This window comes from Caulobacter sp. LjRoot300 (assembly GCF_964253875.1).
Lineage (GTDB): Bacteria > Pseudomonadota > Alphaproteobacteria > Caulobacterales > Caulobacteraceae > Caulobacter.
On the sequence record NZ_CAXUSA020000011.1, the window covers coordinates 15,968 to 32,229 of the forward strand.

At 70.1% G+C, this 16,262-nt stretch carries 15 protein-coding genes; 8 read left to right on the forward strand and 7 right to left on the reverse strand.

The annotated features are described in order from the left end of the window. Positions 1–21: 21 nt before the first annotated feature. The 3 genes from ACSQ2G_RS22965 to trmFO form a co-directional block, all read right to left on the reverse strand. Entirely contained in the window at positions 22–585 is a 564-nt protein-coding gene (locus tag ACSQ2G_RS22965) for a helix-turn-helix domain-containing protein (RefSeq protein ID WP_436034687.1), read from the reverse strand. A gap of 58 nt (positions 586–643) precedes the next feature. Next, positions 644–1,738 carry a mechanosensitive ion channel family protein gene (locus ACSQ2G_RS22970; protein ID WP_436034688.1) on the reverse strand — a complete coding sequence of 365 codons (1,095 nt, stop codon included), beginning with the start codon at positions 1,736–1,738 and terminating at the stop codon, positions 644–646. A gap of 134 nt (positions 1,739–1,872) precedes the next feature. Then, on the reverse strand, positions 1,873–3,342 hold the full coding sequence (gene trmFO / locus ACSQ2G_RS22975; protein ID WP_436034689.1) for a methylenetetrahydrofolate--tRNA-(uracil(54)-C(5))-methyltransferase (FADH(2)-oxidizing) TrmFO: 1,470 nt from the start codon (positions 3,340–3,342) through the stop codon (positions 1,873–1,875). A gap of 81 nt (positions 3,343–3,423) precedes the next feature. Here trmFO and ACSQ2G_RS22980 point away from each other — a divergent pair, with 81 nt between their 5' ends. The 3 genes from ACSQ2G_RS22980 (at position 3,424) to ACSQ2G_RS22990 (ending at position 6,184) form a co-directional block, all read left to right on the forward strand. Continuing rightward, positions 3,424–4,377, forward strand: coding sequence for a hypothetical protein (locus ACSQ2G_RS22980; protein ID WP_436034690.1), 954 nt, complete (start codon positions 3,424–3,426; stop codon positions 4,375–4,377). Between the two features lie 146 nt (positions 4,378–4,523). Next, positions 4,524–5,318 (forward strand): hypothetical protein, encoded by a 795-nt coding sequence (locus tag ACSQ2G_RS22985; protein ID WP_436034691.1) that lies wholly within the window; start codon positions 4,524–4,526, stop codon positions 5,316–5,318. Then, positions 5,315–6,184 carry a hypothetical protein gene (locus ACSQ2G_RS22990; RefSeq protein ID WP_310083896.1) on the forward strand — a complete coding sequence of 290 codons (870 nt, stop codon included), beginning with the start codon at positions 5,315–5,317 and terminating at the stop codon, positions 6,182–6,184. Before ACSQ2G_RS22985 ends, ACSQ2G_RS22990 begins: the two co-directional genes overlap by 4 nt. Here the strand turns inward: ACSQ2G_RS22990 and ACSQ2G_RS22995 are convergent. Further along, positions 6,181–6,795, reverse strand: a complete 615-nt coding sequence (locus ACSQ2G_RS22995; protein ID WP_436034692.1) for a glutathione S-transferase family protein — start codon at positions 6,793–6,795, stop codon at positions 6,181–6,183. The genes ACSQ2G_RS22990 and ACSQ2G_RS22995 overlap by 4 nt on opposite strands. A 161-nt stretch (positions 6,796–6,956) precedes the next feature. Between ACSQ2G_RS22995 and ACSQ2G_RS23000 the strand changes: the two genes are divergently transcribed. The 3 genes from ACSQ2G_RS23000 (at position 6,957) to ACSQ2G_RS23010 (ending at position 9,748) form a co-directional block, all read left to right on the forward strand. Next, positions 6,957–7,877 (forward strand): hypothetical protein, encoded by a 921-nt coding sequence (locus ACSQ2G_RS23000; RefSeq protein WP_436034693.1) that lies wholly within the window; start codon positions 6,957–6,959, stop codon positions 7,875–7,877. A gap of 10 nt (positions 7,878–7,887) precedes the next feature. Beyond that, positions 7,888–8,733: a hypothetical protein gene (locus ACSQ2G_RS23005; RefSeq protein WP_436034694.1), complete on the forward strand. Its 846-nt coding sequence runs from the start codon at positions 7,888–7,890 to the stop codon at positions 8,731–8,733. Positions 8,734–8,806: 73 nt separating this feature from the next. Continuing rightward, a complete protein-coding gene (locus tag ACSQ2G_RS23010) occupies positions 8,807–9,748 on the forward strand; it encodes a hypothetical protein (RefSeq protein WP_436034695.1) in 942 nt (313 codons plus the stop codon). A 43-nt stretch (positions 9,749–9,791) separates the two neighbouring features. Here the strand turns inward: ACSQ2G_RS23010 and uvrA are convergent, their stop codons facing one another. Next, entirely contained in the window at positions 9,792–12,701 is a 2,910-nt protein-coding gene (uvrA, locus tag ACSQ2G_RS23015) for an excinuclease ABC subunit UvrA (RefSeq protein WP_436034696.1), read from the reverse strand. 164 nt (positions 12,702–12,865) lie between these two features. Then, positions 12,866–13,591, reverse strand: coding sequence for a DUF1223 domain-containing protein (locus tag ACSQ2G_RS23020; RefSeq protein ID WP_436034697.1), 726 nt, complete (start codon positions 13,589–13,591; stop codon positions 12,866–12,868). 165 nt (positions 13,592–13,756) lie between these two features. On the opposite strand from ACSQ2G_RS23020, the gene ACSQ2G_RS23025 reads away from it, so the two are divergent. Beyond that, on the forward strand, positions 13,757–13,939 hold the full coding sequence (locus ACSQ2G_RS23025) for a hypothetical protein (RefSeq protein WP_436034698.1): 183 nt from the start codon (positions 13,757–13,759) through the stop codon (positions 13,937–13,939). Here ACSQ2G_RS23025 and ACSQ2G_RS23030 read toward each other — a convergent pair. Continuing rightward, a complete protein-coding gene (locus ACSQ2G_RS23030) occupies positions 13,936–14,406 on the reverse strand; it encodes a DUF1203 domain-containing protein (RefSeq protein WP_436034699.1) in 471 nt (156 codons plus the stop codon). The genes ACSQ2G_RS23025 and ACSQ2G_RS23030 overlap by 4 nt on opposite strands. 216 nt (positions 14,407–14,622) lie before the next feature. Here ACSQ2G_RS23030 and ACSQ2G_RS23035 point away from each other — a divergent pair, with 216 nt between their 5' ends. Continuing rightward, a complete protein-coding gene (locus ACSQ2G_RS23035; RefSeq protein ID WP_436034700.1) occupies positions 14,623–16,224 on the forward strand; it encodes an ABC-F family ATP-binding cassette domain-containing protein in 1,602 nt (533 codons plus the stop codon). Positions 16,225–16,262: the final 38 nt, after the last annotated feature.

Genomic DNA, 16,262 nt, shown 5'->3' on the forward strand with positions numbered 1-16,262 from the left:
GTCGGGTCTCCGAAGGGGATTTCAGCGTCGGTCGATGACGACCACGTACCGGCAGGATCGGTCCGTCTCGTTGGCCAGGACCACGTCGGCGGGCGCTCCGAACGCCAGGCAGTCACCGGCCTCGAGGACGTGCCGCTCGTCGCCTTCGATGACGGTCAGGACGCCGTCGCGCACCCAGATCGCCTGGCGGATCATCGCGTAGGCCGAGGCCGGAAAGCCCACGCGCTTGCCGGCCGGCAGATCAATTTCCGCCAGCTCCACCGGATGGTCCGGCATGGCCAGCACCTGGCGGCGGACGTAGCCCGTCTCGGGATCGGTCCATCGCGGCTGGCTGGCGGCGCGCGACACCCGGCCCGCCGGCTGCTCGGCGCGGACCAGCAGGCCGGCCAGGGTGAGGCCGAAGGCGGTGGACAGCCGCACCAGCAAGGCCGCGGTGGGACTGGTCTCGCCGCGCTCGATCTTGCTGAGCATCGCCTTGGACACGCCCGAGCGCTGGGCGACATCGGCCAGCGACCAGCCGCGCGCCTCACGCTCCAGGCGCAGGCGTTTGGCGAGGGCGGCGTCGATATCAACTGCGGTGTCCATTCGTCCACTATAGTGGACATCTTGGCCGTGACAAGACGCGCAACAACGCCCCAGCCGCCTAGGCTTCCGCCGTCGCGGACGCCTCGTCGGCCAGCGAAAGCCGCCGCCGGGGCAGGGCCTCGGGGACCTCGTCGCGCAGGAAGGCCATCATCTGCTCGCGGACGTCGCAGCGCAGGTCGAAGACCGTCGGGGCGCTGCGGGCGCTGACCAGGCAGCGCACCTCCAGCACCTGGGCGGTGACGTCCGTAACCTGCAGGGCGACCACCTTGCCGTCCCACAGCTTGGAGTCCCTGGCGATCTCCTGCAGCTTGGCGCGCAGGCGGTCGATCGGCGCGGCGTGGTCGACATAGAGCATGGCCGTGCCGATCAGGGCGGCGCTCTCGCGGGTCCAGTTCTGGAACGGCGTCTGGATGAAGTAGCTGAGCGGCAGCACCATCCGCCGCCAGTCCCACAGCCGCACCACCACATAGGTGGCGTTGATCTCCTCGATATTGCCCCACTCCTTCTCGACGATCACGGCGTCGTCGAGGCGGATCGGCTGAGTGACGGCGATCTGGATGCCGGCGATCAGGTTGGTCAGCAGCGGCTGCAGGGCCAGGCCGACGATCAGGCTGGCCGCGCCGCCGGCCGCCAGCAGGCTGACGCCCCACTGCTTGACACCGGGAATGGCCATTAGGGCGAAGCCCGCCGTCACCACCCCGACCACCACCGACAGGGCCCGACGCAGGATCTTGACCTGAGTCAGGTGCTTGCGGGCCAGCAGGTTGTCCTCGACGTCGACCTTGAAGCGCCGCAGGTGCAGGGCCGCGGCGATGTCGAGGGCGGTCATCACGATCCAGCCGACCAGCAGGATGAACAGCACCAGCAGGCCGGTCTTGGCCGTGGCCGCCTGGCCGGGGGTCAGGGGCGCGGCGGCGACGGCCAGGCTGAGGGCGGCGGTGATGAAGGCCAGCCGCGTCGGCCGCCGGGTGCGCACCGCCAGGGCTGACCAGAAGGCGTCCTGGGCCAGGGATCGCCGCACCACCCGCACGATCGCCCAGTGGACGGCCAGGGCGACCAGCACCGCGACCAGGATCAGCACCAGGCTGACCGCCCACGGCGGCGCCCAGGCCACGCGCAGCACGAGGTCGGTGAGCCAGGGTGGGGCGGACATGGGGCTTTGAACGCGTGAAGCGGCCGGCGGGTCCTGCTCTAAACGGGGACACACACTCGCGGCGAGGCCGCGCCGGAACGACCCAGGTCGTTGGGCGAGTGCGTGTCCCCGTTTACCCGTTTAGAGCCTCCCGTTTAGCCCAGCCACGCTTCCAGATCCGCCAGCGCCCGCACGCTCATCAGCCGCTTCTTGGCGCGGCCGCGTTCCTTCAGCGGGATCTTGACGCCGTTGTCGCCGACCTTGGGGGTCTCCATCGGCGGCAGCAGGCCGTAGTTGATGTTCATCGGCTGGAAGGTGCTCTTGCCCTCGGGGCCGCCTTCCAGGTGGCCGCCGGTCACGTGGTCGACCAGGGCCCCAAGGGCGGTGGTTGGCGGCGGGGCGTCCAGGGTCCGGCCCAGGCGCTCGGCGGCGGCGAAGCGGCCGGCCAGCAGGCCGGTGGCGGCGCTTTCGACATAGCCCTCGACCCCGGTCATCTGGCCAGCGAACCGCAGGCGCGGGGCGACCTTCATCCGCAGGCTGCGGTCCAGCAGGCGCGGGCTGTTGATGAAGGTGTTGCGGTGCAGGCCGCCGAGCCTCGCGAACTGGGCGTTGGCAAGGCCTGGGATCATCCGGAACACCTCGGCCTGGGCTCCGTGCTTCAGCTTGGTCTGGAAGCCGACCATGTTCCACAGCGTGCCCAGGGCGTTGTCCTGGCGCAGCTGGACGATGGCGTAGGCCTTGACGGTCGGGTCGCGCGGGTTGGTCAGGCCGACCGGCTTCATCGGCCCGTGGCGCAGCGTCTCGCGGCCGCGTTCGGCCATCACCTCGATCGGCAGGCAGCCGTCGAAATAGGGCACGTGCTCCCAGTCCTTGAACTCGGCCTTGGGGCCTTCGAGCAGGGCGTCGATGAAGGCCTCATACTGAGCCTTGTCCATCGGGCAGTTGATATAGGCGGCCGCGTCGCCGCCGGGGCCTTCCTTGTCGTAGCGCGACTGGCGCCAGGCGATGTCCATGTCGATCGACTCGACGTGGATGATCGGCGCGATGGCGTCGAAGAAGCTCAGCTGGCCTTCGCCGCTGAGCTGCAGGATGGCGTCGGCCAGGGCGGGCGAGGTGAGGGGGCCGGTGGCCACCACGACGCTGTCCCAGTCCTCCGGCGGCAGGCCGGCGACCTCTTCGCGGACGATGGTGATCAGCGGGTGGGTCTCGATGCGGCGGGTGACCTCGGCCGAGAAGCCGTCGCGGTCGACGGCCAGGGCCCCGCCGGCCGGCACCTGGTGCTGGTCGGCGGCCGACAGGATCAGCGAGTCCAGCCGGCGCATCTCGGCGTGCAGCAGGCCCACGGCGTTGAACTGCCAGTCGTCGGAGCGGAACGAGTTGGAGCACACCATCTCGGCCAGGCCGTCGGTCTGGTGGGCGTCGGTGCGGATTTTTACTTGTCCTACCGCTTCGCTGCTTGAGGACGGGTCGGGCAGGTCGCGCCGCATTTCATGCAGGACCACGGGCACGCCGGCCTGGGCGATCTGCCAGGCGGCCTCGGACCCGGCCAGGCCGCCGCCGACGACATGGATGGGGGCGCCGGAAGACGGGGAAGAAGACGGAGAAGAAGACGGGGAGGTGCTCATGGCCGCCCTCATACCTCCGCTGGCCAGCCGGCGAAACCTGCGTATAGGTTGGGTGAAGACTCAAGGTTGCGGGGGCGGGGCATGGCGAGATTTTCGGCGACAGGCGCGGCGACGGCCGGGTTCGGGGTGATCGGGCGGGCGCCCCTGGCGGTGCTGGCCTGGGGACTGGTGATCCTGGTGACGCTGGTCGGGCCGATGGTCGCCCTGATGTGGACCCTGGCGCCGCAGTTCATCGAGATGATCAAGACCATGCCGGATCCGTCGTCGGCGTCTTCGCCCGCCGCCGACTCCGCGATGATGGCGCGGATGATGCAGCTGCAGGGCAGCATGATGGGCGTGAACGTGATCAGCTGGGTCGGCGGCGCGCTGGTCAAGGCGGTGGTGGCCGGGGCGGTGTTCCGGGCCGTGCTCCAGCCGGACCAGAAGCGCTGGGCCTATCTGCGCCTGGGCATGCCGGAGCTGTGGCTGGGGCTGGTGACCCTGGTCCAGACCGTGCTGTTCATGATGGCCTATCTCGCCGTGCTGTTCGTCGGCCTCATCGTGGGCCTGATCGTCTTCCTGGTCGGCTCGGCGGCGGGCGAGGCCGGCAAGCTGGTGGCCGGGCTGCTGATCGCTCTGGTGGTCCTGGCGGCGATAGGGGCCCTGATCTGGGGCGTGCTGCGCCTGTCGATGGCCGGGCCGATGAGCTTCGCCGAGAGCAAGTTCCTGCTGTTCGAATCCTGGAGCTTCACCCGCGGCCAGAGCGGCCGGCTGCTGGGCATGGCGGCGCTGCTGGTGCTGATCCTGATCGGCCTGGAGCTGGTGCTCTACGCGGTGCTCGGCCTGGCGGCCTTCGGATCGTGGGCGGGAATCAAGGCCATGGTCGAGGCCTTGCAGGGCCAGCCGCCGCGCGCCTGGCTGCATGCGTTCTGGAAGATCGCGGCGATCGGGACCGTCGTGCTGTCGTTCCTGGGCGCCTTCGCCATGACCCTGGTCTACGCGCCGTGGGCCAAGGCCTATCAGGAACTGGCCGCTTCCGGCGCGGGCAAGGCCTGACACGGCGCGGCGCCTGTCCACGCGGCGCCAAGGCCACGGCCGGCGAAATTCAGCGTGACACCCGCCGCGACTCGTCGCCAAGCCGGGGGCGAACCGCTTATGACTCCTGGGATAGGGGTTCGCGGTCGCGGACGGGAGAGGGCTTCATGGCTGAGGGATCGGCGGCGATCGGGCGGACCGTTCGCGCCGGCATGGCGGGATGGGCGCCGGGTCTGCGGACCTGCTGGGCGGCGCTGGTCGCCGGCGCGGTTCTGGGCCTGCTGCCCCGCGCCCTGCCGCCGGCGCTGGGCTTCCTGGGCCTGCCGCTGGAGCTGGCCGCCACCACCCTGGCCTATGGCGGCCTGTACCGCGTAGCGTTCGGCGGGCCCGCCGGCTTCAGGGGCCTGCGCTGGGGCGTGCAGGAATGGCGGCTGCTGGCGGTCCAGGTCCTGGTCACCGTGATCCTGACCGTCGTCATGGCCGTGCTGGCGGTGCTGGTCGGCGCGGTGGTCGTGGGTGTTGCCAAGAGCAACGCGCCGGGCCTGGACATCACCTCGGTCGACGCCTGGCGCGCCGCGCTCGGCGGCCCCGGCGCCCTGGCCGCCAGCCTGCCGCCGCTGCTGTCGATGGCGATCATGCTCTGGCTGTTCCTGCGCTTGTCCCTGGCCCCCGCCGCCACGGTCGACCTGGGACGCATCCAGGTGCTCAGCGCTTTCGGGCGCACGCGCGGCGTGGTGCTGGTCCTGGCCGCGGCCGGGGCCGTGTTGGCCGCGCCGGCCATCATCCTGGTGGTGCTGATCGGCTATCTGCGGGCGATTGCCGGCTTCGCCGAGGGCACGCTGGTTCCCGAGCTGGTCAGCGTCGCCCTGGTGTTCTTCTATCTCATCCCGGTCTGGACCGCGGCCCTGGTCGACGTCTATCGCCTTCAACCCGCCCCGACACCTGGAACCCTCCGGACATGACCACCTTCTCGCCCGTCCAAGCCGCGCTCGAGGGCGTCCGCATGACCCGGCGCAAGCCGCTGGTCGTGCTGGCCTGGGCCGCCTGCTACTTCGCCATGCTGGTCGTGCTGGGGCTGGTGGTGGCCTTCGCGTTCGGCGGCACGGTGCGGACCGACCTGGCGCTGCTGGCCCGGACCAACGACCTGCGCGAGCTGATCGACATCGTCGCCCGCCGCAAGGGCACGCTGCTGCCGCTGATCGCCTTCGCCGTGGCCCTGCAGTCGGTGATCAGCGTGGCGATCATGCGGGCGGTGGTGCGGCCCCAGGAGCGACGCCTGGCCTATCTGCGGGTGGGGCCCGAGGAGGCGCGGCAATTCGTCGTCGCCCTGGTCGGCTGGGTCGTGGCCCTGGTCGTCACCGCCCTGCCCAGCGCGGTGCTGGTGCTGATCGGCGCGGGCCTGATCAGCCTGGGCGCGGTCGAGACCAACCGCTGGGTCGAGGTGCTGGGGGCCATCGCCGTGGCCGGCCTGTCGATCTGGTTCGGCATCCGGCTGTCGCTGCTGTCGATCACCACCTTCGCCGAGGGCAAGCTGTCGCTGCGGCGGACCTGGGCCCTGACCGACCACCACTTCTGGCGCCTGCTGGTCATGTATTTCCTGGCGGTGGTGCTGACGATCCTGGTCAGCGTGGCCCAGACCGTGGTTTCGGGGCTGATCCTGACCTTCTCCGGCGGCGTCACCAACCCGATCATGCTGGCCTTGTCCGGCCTGGCCACCATGCTGCTGGCGCCGTTCTTCTTCACCGTCCAGATGGTGATCCTGACCGCCGCCCCGGCCCGGGCCTATTACGACCTGCACGAAAGCGAGCTGGCGCCCGCCGCCGTCTAGGCGCCGGCGCTGGGTCTCGCCGACGCCCTTTCCCGCCAGGCCCTCAGCCGCTCGGCCCCTTCCGGGACGTCCAGGCCGATGAAGGCGGCGAAGTCGATCGTGGTCAGGGCGACGATGTCGGCCATGCCGTAGACGTCGCCGGCGATCCAGTCGCGGTCGTCGGCCAGTTCGCGGTCCAGCCAGCCCATGGCCTTGGCCGCCAGCGGCCGGTTGGATTCGCCAAACTCCCGGTTCTGGACCAGCAGCGAAGCGGTCAGCGGATGGGCGTGGCGCCAGTACATGGCGACCGGGATCATCAGCTGGAACTCGACGCGGCGGACCCACATGTCGGTGCGCGCCTGGCTCAGGGCGCAGGTCCCGAACAGCGGCGGCGCCGGGTGCAGGGCCTCCAGGTAGCGGCAGATGGCGACGCTCTCGCTGATCATCTGGCCGTCGTCCAGCTCCAGAACCGGAACCTGGCCCAGGCTGTTGCGCGCCCTGTGCTCGGGCGATTTGTGACCGCCCTGGCGCATGCCGATGCGGATCTCGGGCAGGTCCAGCCCCTTCTCCGCCGCGAAGATGCGCACTCGGCGCGGGTTGGGCGCGGGATTGGCTTCACCGTACAGCTTCACGACGTTCTCCCGGCACGGCCTGTTCCGACCGCTTCAAACGAACGTTAGAATTGGCCGGGGCGTTTGGATAGGCGGAAACGTCTGGCGGGGCTGTCGCGCGGCCGCGAACCTTGTTAGGCGTGGGCCGGATAGAACGGGGCCAGATGGAACGGGGCAGGGCGATGGATCAGTTTTCGGCCACGGACGCGGCGCTGGCCGGCTTTCGGGCGGCGCGCGAGAAGCCCGGGGCGGTGGCGGTCTGGGCCGCGATCATGGCCGTCCTGTCGTTCGCCGTCGCCATCGTCGCGGTCTCGACCTTCGGCGACAAGCTGACCGCCTTGACCGCGGCCGTCGAAGGCGATCCCGACCCGAAGACCACCCTGGCGGCGATGAGCGGCCTGTGGCCGTTGTTCCTGGGCTCGATGGTCTATGTGCTGATCACCAATTCGGTGCTGCTGGCCGCGGTCAACCGCGTGATCCTGCGGCCGGGCGACGGGGCGGGGGCCTATCTGCGGCTCGGCGCCGACGAACTGCGCCAGGCCGCGGTGCAGGTGCTGCTCTATCTGGTGCTGTTCGGCGCCTATTTCGTCGGGGTGGTGATCGTGGCGTTGCTGGGAACGATCGGCGGGGCGATCGGCGGCGCGGGCCTGGGCGTGCTGCTGGGCCTGCTGGCCGGCCTGGCCCTGCTGGCCGGCCTGGTGCTGCTGTCGGTGCGCCTGTCGTTCGTCAGCACCCTGGCGTTCGACACCAGGCGGATCGACCTGCGAGCCTCCTGGGACATGACCAAGGGCCGGTTCTGGCAGCTGTTCGGGACCTATCTGATCGCCACGGTCCTGGCGGTGGTCGTCTATCTGCTGCTGCTCGTAATGATTTACGCCGTCACCACCATCGGCAGCATGGCCATGGGCGGCGGCCTGGCCGCGGCCGGCGACACCCTGCGCGGCGAGGCCACCACCCTGCAGGAGCTGTTCTCGGTGTCGGGCGTCATCCGCGCGCTGCTGTCAGGCCTGATGTCGGTGCTGGTCTCGCTGATCGTCTTCGCCCCGGCCCCCACCATCTACGCCCAGCTGAAGGGCCGCGACGTTTCGGACGCGTTCGTCTAGGGGCTGTTCCATGAGGGACTTCGCGTTCGGCCGGGCCGTCGTGGCGGGCGTGGACCTGCTGCGACATCGTCCGTTGGCGACGCTGGCCGTGGCGCTGCTCGGCGCGGTGGCCGCCTTCGCGGGCCGGGTGACCACAGTGGTGGGCAGCCACTTCATGGTCCCGGCCTTCACGCAGTCGGGCTCGGTGTCGGTGATCAACACGACGACCACCATGGTCAATCTGCTGGTGTCCTTGTTGGTGATTTCGATCATAGCGGCCGCCGTCTCGCGCGGCGGCCGGATCAGGATCGGCGGCGACGAACTGCGGCTGTTCGTCCTGTCCCTGGTCGTCTTCGTGCCGTTGCTCGTCGCCATCCTGGCGGCCGGCGTCGCGGGGGTGATCACCTCGACCGCTCGCCTGGAGGGAGGCTGGAAGAACGGCGTCCTATTCACCGTCGTGATTCCGGGCGTGATCCTGGGTCTCGCCTTGACGAGCCGCCTCTCCTTGGCTGGGCCGATGACGGTTCGGGACGGGCGGATGCGGTTCATGGCCTCATGGCGGCTGACCCGGGAACGGTCGTGGAAGATCTTCGGCGTCTTCCTCGTCGCGCTGCTGATGGCCGCGGTGGTCGCAGGCGTGGGCGGCTATCTGCTGACCATGACCATCAACGCGCTGAAGCTGGACATCTCCATGATGTACGATCCTTCCCTGGCCGTCGCGCTGAAGGCGGTGGTCAAGCCCGCCGTGCTGGTGAACGTCCTCTTCCAGGGCCTGCTGACGGGGTTGGCCCTGGTGCTCCAGATCGCGCCGTCGGCCTATATCCACCGACAATTGGTCGGCGATCCCGTCGCCGACCAGGCCGCCGTGTTCGACTAGGCGGTCGCGCCCCGGCCCCTTGCCATCCCGTGACCGCAACGCGAGGATGCGGTCTGGTTTCAAGGGGGCTGCAATGCAATTCAAGGTGACGGAAGCCGCGTTCGAGGGCTTTCGCCTGGTTCGCCGCGAGCCCAGGACGATCGCGATCTGGGCGGTCTTCAGCCTGGTCGCCAGCGTGGCGCTGGTGGCGGCGATGATCGCCTCCGGGTTCGGCCGTTTCATGGGCGGGGCGGCCAAGGGCGCCACCATGACGCCCGAGGCGCTGACGGGCTTCCTCGTCGGCGAACTCATTGCGATCGGCGGCGCGATCCTGATCGCCTCGATCATGGGCGCGGCCGTCTACCGCGCGATCCTGCGGCCGGCCGAGTCGCCGTTGACCCGGCTGCGGCTGGGCGGCGACGAGTTGAGGCTGGTCCTGTTGTCGGTGATCATGGGGGTGGTGTTCACGGTCCTGACAGTCGCCTTGATGATCCCCGTGGGCCTATTGGGCGTGGCGATCGGCGTCGGCGCCAACCTGGGGCAAGCCGGGGCCGAGCCCAACGCCGGAGCCATGGCCGGCATCGTCCTGGTGGTGCTGCTCGGCTATCTGCTGGTCATCGCCGGTCTGGTGTTCTTCGCCGTCCGGCTGTCGCTGGCCGGCGTCATGACCTTCGCCGAGCGCCGCCTGCGGGTGTTCGAGTCCTGGCGGCTGACCAAGGGGCGCTTCTGGCGGCTGCTGGGCTGCTACGGCCTGACCGTGGTGCTGATGCTGCCGATCTACATGGTGATGATGACGCTGTACTTCGCCATCACCTTCGCCTTCTCCGGCGGCGATGTCGGCCGGGCGATGAGCGAGATCGCCCAGCCCGAGATGACGTCGCTGGCGGCCTATCTCAGCCCGGCGCGCATCGTCTATCTGGTGCTGGCCGGCGCGATGGGCGGGGTGCTGAACGCGGTGATGTACGCGCCCGCCGCCGCCGTCTACCGCCAGATCGTCGACACCCGGCCCGAAAACCAGGCCGAGGTGTTCAGCTAGCCAAAGCCGGGGCGAAGCGGTTCGCCGCCTCGCCCCGCCGGGCTCAGGCCCGCTTGGCCGCCTTCAGCGCCGCCACCCGCTCCAGCCGCCGGTCCTCGTGGCGGGCCAGGACGTCCTTGAGGTAGCGGCCGGTCCAGCTGGCCTCGACCTGGGCCACGTCCTGGGGCGAGCCCACGGCGACGATCTCGCCGCCGCCGTCGCCGCCCTCGGGGCCGAAGTCCAGCAGCCAGTCGGCGGTCTTCACCACGTCGAGATTGTGCTCGATGACCACCACGGTGTTGCCCTGGTCGACCAGCTCGTGCAGCACTTCCAGCAGCTTCTTGGTGTCCTCGAAGTGCAGGCCGGTGGTCGGCTCGTCGAGGATGTACAGCGTGCGGCCGGTGGCGCGCTTGCTGAGCTCCTTGGACAGCTTTACCCGTTGCGCTTCGCCACCGGACAGGGTCGTGGCCTGCTGGCCGACCTTGATGTAGCTGAGGCCCACGCGCTTGAGGGTCTCCATCTTGTCGCGGATCGGCGGCACCGCCTTGAAGAAGTCGGCGGCCTCCTCGACCGTCATGTCCAGCACGTCGGCGATGGTCTTGCCCTTGAACAGGATGTCCAGGGTCTCGCGGTTGTAGCGTTGGCCCTTGCAGACGTCGCAGGTGACGTAGACGTCGGGCAGGAAGTGCATCTCGATCTTGATCAGGCCGTCGCCCTGGCAGGCCTCGCAGCGGCCGCCCTTGACGTTGAAGCTGAAGCGGCCGGGGCCGTAGCCGCGCGCCTTGCTCTCCGGCAGTTGGGCGAACCAGTCGCGGATCGGCCCGAAGGCGCCGGTATAGGTGGCCGGGTTCGAGCGCGGGGTGCGGCCGATCGGGCTCTGGTCGATGTCGATGACCTTGTCGAAGTTCTCCAGCCCCTCGATCCGCTCGTGCGAAGCCGGGGCGTCGCTGGCGTTGTTCAGGCGGCGCGCGGCGGCCTTGTACAGGGTCTCGATCGTGAAGGTCGACTTGCCGCCGCCCGACACGCCGGTGATGCAGGTGAAGGTGCCGACCGGGATCTCGCCGGTCACGCCCTTCAGGTTGTTGCCGGAGGCGCCGACGACGCGGAGCATCTTCTTCTTGCTGATCGGGCGGCGCTGTTCGGGCACCTCGATCTCGCGGACGCCGGTCAGGTACTGGCCGGTGATGCTCCTGGGATTGGCCATGATGTCGGCCGGCTTGCCCTCGGCCACGATCTCGCCGCCGTGCACGCCCGCCGCCGGACCCATGTCGATCACATAGTCGGCGGTGAGGATGGCCTCCTCGTCGTGCTCGACCACCAGCACCGAATTGCCCAGGTCGCGCAGGCCCTGCAGCGACTGCAGCAGCCGGGTGTTGTCGCGCTGGTGCAGGCCGATCGACGGCTCGTCCAGCACGTAGAGCACGCCGGTCAGGCCCGAGCCGATCTGGCTGGCCAGGCGGATGCGCTGGCTCTCGCCGCCCGACAGGGTGCCCGAACCGCGCGACAGGTTCAGGTAATCGAGCCCGACGTCGACCAGGAACCGCAGGCGGTCGTTGATCTCCTTCAGGATCCGCCGGGCGATCTCCATCTGCTTGTCGGAGAGGTGGCCTTCCAGCGCCGTGAACCAGTCGCGGGCCGGGCGGATGGCCAGGTTCGAGACGGCGGCGATGTCCTGGCCGTGGATCTTGACCGCCAGGGCCTCGGGCTTCAGGCGCTTGCCGTGGCAGACCTCGCAGGGGGTGTTGGACTGGTAGCGGCCCAGCTCCTCGCGGACCCACGAGGAGTCCGTCTCGCGCCAGCGGCGCTCAAGGTTCGGCAGCACGCCCTCGAAGGGCTTGGCCACCTCGTACTTGCGGGCGTTGTCGTCGTAGGTGAACTTGATCTTCTCGCCCTTGGAGCCTTGCAGCACCACCTGGCGGGCGCTCTCCGGCAGCTTGTGCCAGGGCTCGTCCATCGAGAAGCCGTAGTGGCGGGCCAGGGCCTGCAGGGTCTGGGTGTAGAGCGGCGAAGGGCCGCGCGACCACGGGGCCACCGCCCCCTTGTGCAGGCTCTTGTCCTTGTCCGGAATGACTAGGTCGGCGTCGAAGGCCAGCTTGGCGCCCAGGCCGTCGCAGGCCGGACAGGCGCCCGCCGGATTGTTGAACGAGAACAGTCGCGGCTCGATCTCGGCGATCGTGAAGCCGCTGACCGGGCAGGCGAAGCGTTCGGAGAACAGCAGCCGGCGCGGCTCCTTCTCGCCTTCCTCGACATTCGCCCATTCGGCGACCGCGAGGCCATCGGCCAGACGCAGCGCCTGCTCGATCGAGTCGGCCAGGCGCTGTTCCATGCCGGCCTTGGTGACGATGCGGTCCACGACCACGTCGATGTCGTGCTTGAACTTCTTGTCCAGGACCGGGGCGTCCTCGATCGGATAGAACTCGCCGTCGATCTTCAGCCGCTGGAAGCCGGCCTTCTGCCACTCGGCGATCTCCTTGCGGTACTCGCCCTTGCGGTCGCGGACCACGGGAGCCAGCAGGTAGAGGCGCGTGCCTTCGGGCAGGGCGGTGATCTTGTCGACCATCTGGCTGATGGTCTGGCTCTCGATTGGCAGGCCGGTGGCGGGGCTGTAGGGCACCCCGACCCGGGCCCACAGCAGGCGCATGTAGTCGTGGATCTCGGTGACCGTGCCCACCGTCGAGCGCGGGTTGCGCGAGGTGGTCTTCTGCTCGATCGAAATGGCCGGGGACAGGCCCTCGATCAGGTCGACGTCCGGCTTGCTCATCAGTTCCAGGAACTGGCGGGCGTAGGCCGACAGGCTCTCGACGTAGCGGCGCTGGCCCTCGGCGTAGATGGTGTCGAACGCCAGCGAGCTCTTGCCCGAGCCCGACAGGCCGGTCAGCACGACGAGCTCGCCCCGCGGGATGTCGACGCTGACGTCCTTGAGATTGTGCTCCCGCGCGCCGCGCACGCGGATGAAGTTCAGTTGTTCAGCCATGTTTTCCGGAACGCGTGAGGCCGTGAGGGGAGTCACGGCGAGACGGCTATATGTAGGGCTCGGAACGCCGATTAACACAAGAACAAGGTGCGAACAAATGCCGCGATGGCGCCAGGTGGCGGCAGACTGCTGACATCAGGTGTCAGTAGGAGCTCAGCAACGCTTCAGAGCCGCGCCGCGGCCAGGATCGGGCCGCCGTTCCTGGCCTGGACCAGCACCGCCGTACGCAGGGCCGGGTCGGCCGGCGGCTTGGCGGCGAAGCCGACCGGGGCGCCGCTCCAACCGCCCAGGCGGGTCAGCTCCACCACCACGTCGCGGTGGGGCAGGGTCTTGCCGTTGTTTTCGCCGCGCTGGATCGCCACCTGCCGGACGCGCGGATCGTAGCGCACCAGCCAGACGTCGGCCCCGGCCCTGGGCGCGCGGCCGGCCCCGATCTCGACCCGGCCGGGCGACAGGGTCACCGTCGCGTCCATGGCCGGACGGGCGCGGCGCAGGGCCAGGTCCACCTCGCGGGCGTCGACGCCGATCAGGTCCTCGCGGCCCTCGACCACCATCTGCGGCGTGCCCAGCTGGGCGCCCAGGCCGCGGGCATAGGCCCTCTGGCGGTCAGTGTAGGCCGGCTTGGCGAAGGTATCCTTCCAACCGAGCTGGTCCCAGTAGGTGACGCCGAAGCTCAGGGCCAGCACGTCCGGCCGGTCGGCGATGGCGTTGAGGTTGGCGTTGGCCGGCGGGCAGGACGAGCAGCCCTGGCTCTGGAACAGCTCCAGCACCACCGGACGCTGGGCCGTGCCCCCCGCGCCCGCGCTGGTCCAGGCCCCCACGGCGACCGCCAGAGCCGCGCCGGCCGTCAGGCTGGCCCAGGCTGTCTTGCGCATCGTCGTTCCGGTCATGGCGGCGTCCTCGTTGGTGGTCGAGGATCAGTTCGCGGCGAAACGGGCGAAGGTTACGCCGTTCACCAACAATAAACCGCCTTTGGAAGCGCGGCCTTCAGCACCCGCGATGTCTATGGCCGGACGGGATCGCGCGTCGGGCGCGCCGGACGGGGGACGACGGACGTGGCCAAGGCGGCGGCGAAAAACGAGGCGAAGACGCCCGCCAAGGGCAAGGCCGGCAAGGGCGCCGGCAAGGTCGCGCGCCAGCGTTCCGAGATCGACGACGTCATCACCCTGGCGGTCTGCGTCGCCTGCACCATCTGGGCCTTCAAGATCATCGTCGACCTGGGCGTGCTCAGCTTTTAGGCGGCGCGGTCGATCCGCGCGGCATAGCAGCCGGGCTTGGCGTAGTGGGCGTGCAGATAGGCCACGCCAGGATCGGCCAGCATCCGTTCGATCACCGGCTCGGCCGCCGCGCCCTCGACGACGTCGGCGTCGCGCAACATGCCGGCCGCGTCGAACGCCCGCAGCGACAGCAGCCGGCGGCGCAGGGCCGGAGGCAGGACGTCGGTGGTCGAGGTCGGCGCCTGCGCGGCCTCGCGCACATAGATGGCGTAGCGCGAGCGGAACGGGGTGTCGGCCGTCTGGTGCTCGTGGTTCAGCAGGATCAGGGTCTCGCCCGTCGCGGCGTCGTCCAGGGTGACGCGGCAGGGGAAGGCGAACGGCGCGTCGGCGACCACGCGAAGCATGCCGCGCTTGGCCAGGGCCGCGTCGTCGAGGGCGAACAGCGGCGCGAAGGGTTCGATCGGCAGGCTGGAAACGGTGAAGGACATGGGACTCTCCTGTTCAGGAGCCTGTTGTGACCCCTTCTCCGGGAGGCCGACACCCGATCCTTGCGCCCGATCCTCGGTTGCATCGAAACTTGCCGAACGCCGGTCGATCGCCTAGAAGGTCCGTGCCCGAAAGCCCGGGCCGACCGATGGAGGCTGCCATGGACATTGCGATGGACGACCGTTTCGCCCTTTCCGCTGCCCTGACCATGGTTTCCCATGCCCGCCTTCATCACCCTGGATTCCGTTCGCGCCGACACGCCTGACGGCCGCGTTCTCTTCGACAATCTGAACCTGACGATCGGGGCCGAGCGCATCGGCCTGGTCGGCCGCAACGGCGTGGGCAAGTCCACGCTGCTGTCGCTGATCGCCGGGATCGCCGCGCCCGCTTCGGGAACGGTCAGCCGCGCCGGCGTGGTCGGGGTCCTGCCCCAGCTGCACGCCCCGCCGCCGGGCGCGCGCCTGGCCGACCTGCTGGGCGTCGGACCCGCCTGGGACCGGCTGTGCCGCATCGAGGCGGAGGAGGGGAGCCCGGAGACCCTTGAGGAGGATCTCATCGAGGCCGACTGGACCCTGCCGGGCCGGGTCGCCGCCGCCCTGGGCGAGGTCGGGCTGTCGCGCCGGGACGCGTCCGCGCCCGCCGCCACCCTCAGCGGCGGCCAGATGACCCGCGCGGCCCTGGCCGGCCTGCTGGTCGCCGCGCCGGACGTCATCCTGCTGGACGAGCCGACCAACAACCTCGACGCCGCCGCCCGCAGCCTGCTGGCCGACGTGCTGCGGCGCTGGAAGGGCGGGGCGGTGGTGGTCAGCCACGATCGCGCCCTGCTGCGCGGCATGGACCGGATCGTCGAGCTGTCCAGCCTGGGCTCCACCAGCTACGGCGGCGGCTACGACCTCTATGCCGAGCGCAAGGCCCAGGCCGTGGCCGCCGCCGAGCACGACCTGGAGGCGGCCGAGCGCCAGGTGCGCCAGGCGGCCCGCGAGGCCCAGGTCGCCCGCGAGCGCAAGGCGCGCCGCGACGCCGCCGGCCGCCGGTTCGCGGCCAAGGGCAGCGAGCCGAAGATCCTGCTGGGGGCCCAGGCCGAGCGGGCCGAGAACACCGGCGCGTGCGATGGAAGGCTGGCCGACCGCGCCGCCCAGGACGCCGCCCAGGCCCGCGAGGCCGCCGACGCCCGGGTCGAGCGCCTGCGCCGCCTGGCCTTCGACCTGCCGTCCTGCGGCCTGCCCGCCGGGCGGATCGTGCTGGACTTCGACGCCGTCGGCTTCGCTTACCCGGACGGACCGCCGGTGCTGACGGACCTGAGCTTCCGCCTGGCGGGACCCGAGCGGGTGGCCCTGGTCGGCGGCAACGGGGCGGGCAAGTCGACCCTGATCCGGCTGGCGGCCGGCGGCCTGGAGCCGACGGCGGGGACGGTGACCCGCGGCGTGCGGGCGGCCTTGCTGGACCAGCGGGTCGCGGTGCTGGACGAGACCCAGACCATCCTGGAGAACTTCCGCCGCCTGAACCCGGCCGCCGGCGCCAACGAGGCCCACGCCGCCCTGGCCCGGTTCCTGTTCCGCAACGTCGCGGCCCATCAGGCGGTGGCCACCCTCAGCGGCGGCGAGCGCCTGCGCGCGGCCCTGGCCTGCGTGCTGATGGCGGCCGACCCGCCGCAGCTGCTGATCCTGGACGAGCCGACCAACCACCTGGACCTCGACTCCGTCGAGGCGGTGGAAAACGCCCTGGCCGGCTATGACGGCGCCCTGCTGATCGCCAGCCATGACGAGGACTTCCTCGACGCGGTGGGCGTGGAACGGCGGATCACGCTGCGGCCCGGATGACGTACGCGTCCTGAGTTATTGCTAATCACTCTCAACAG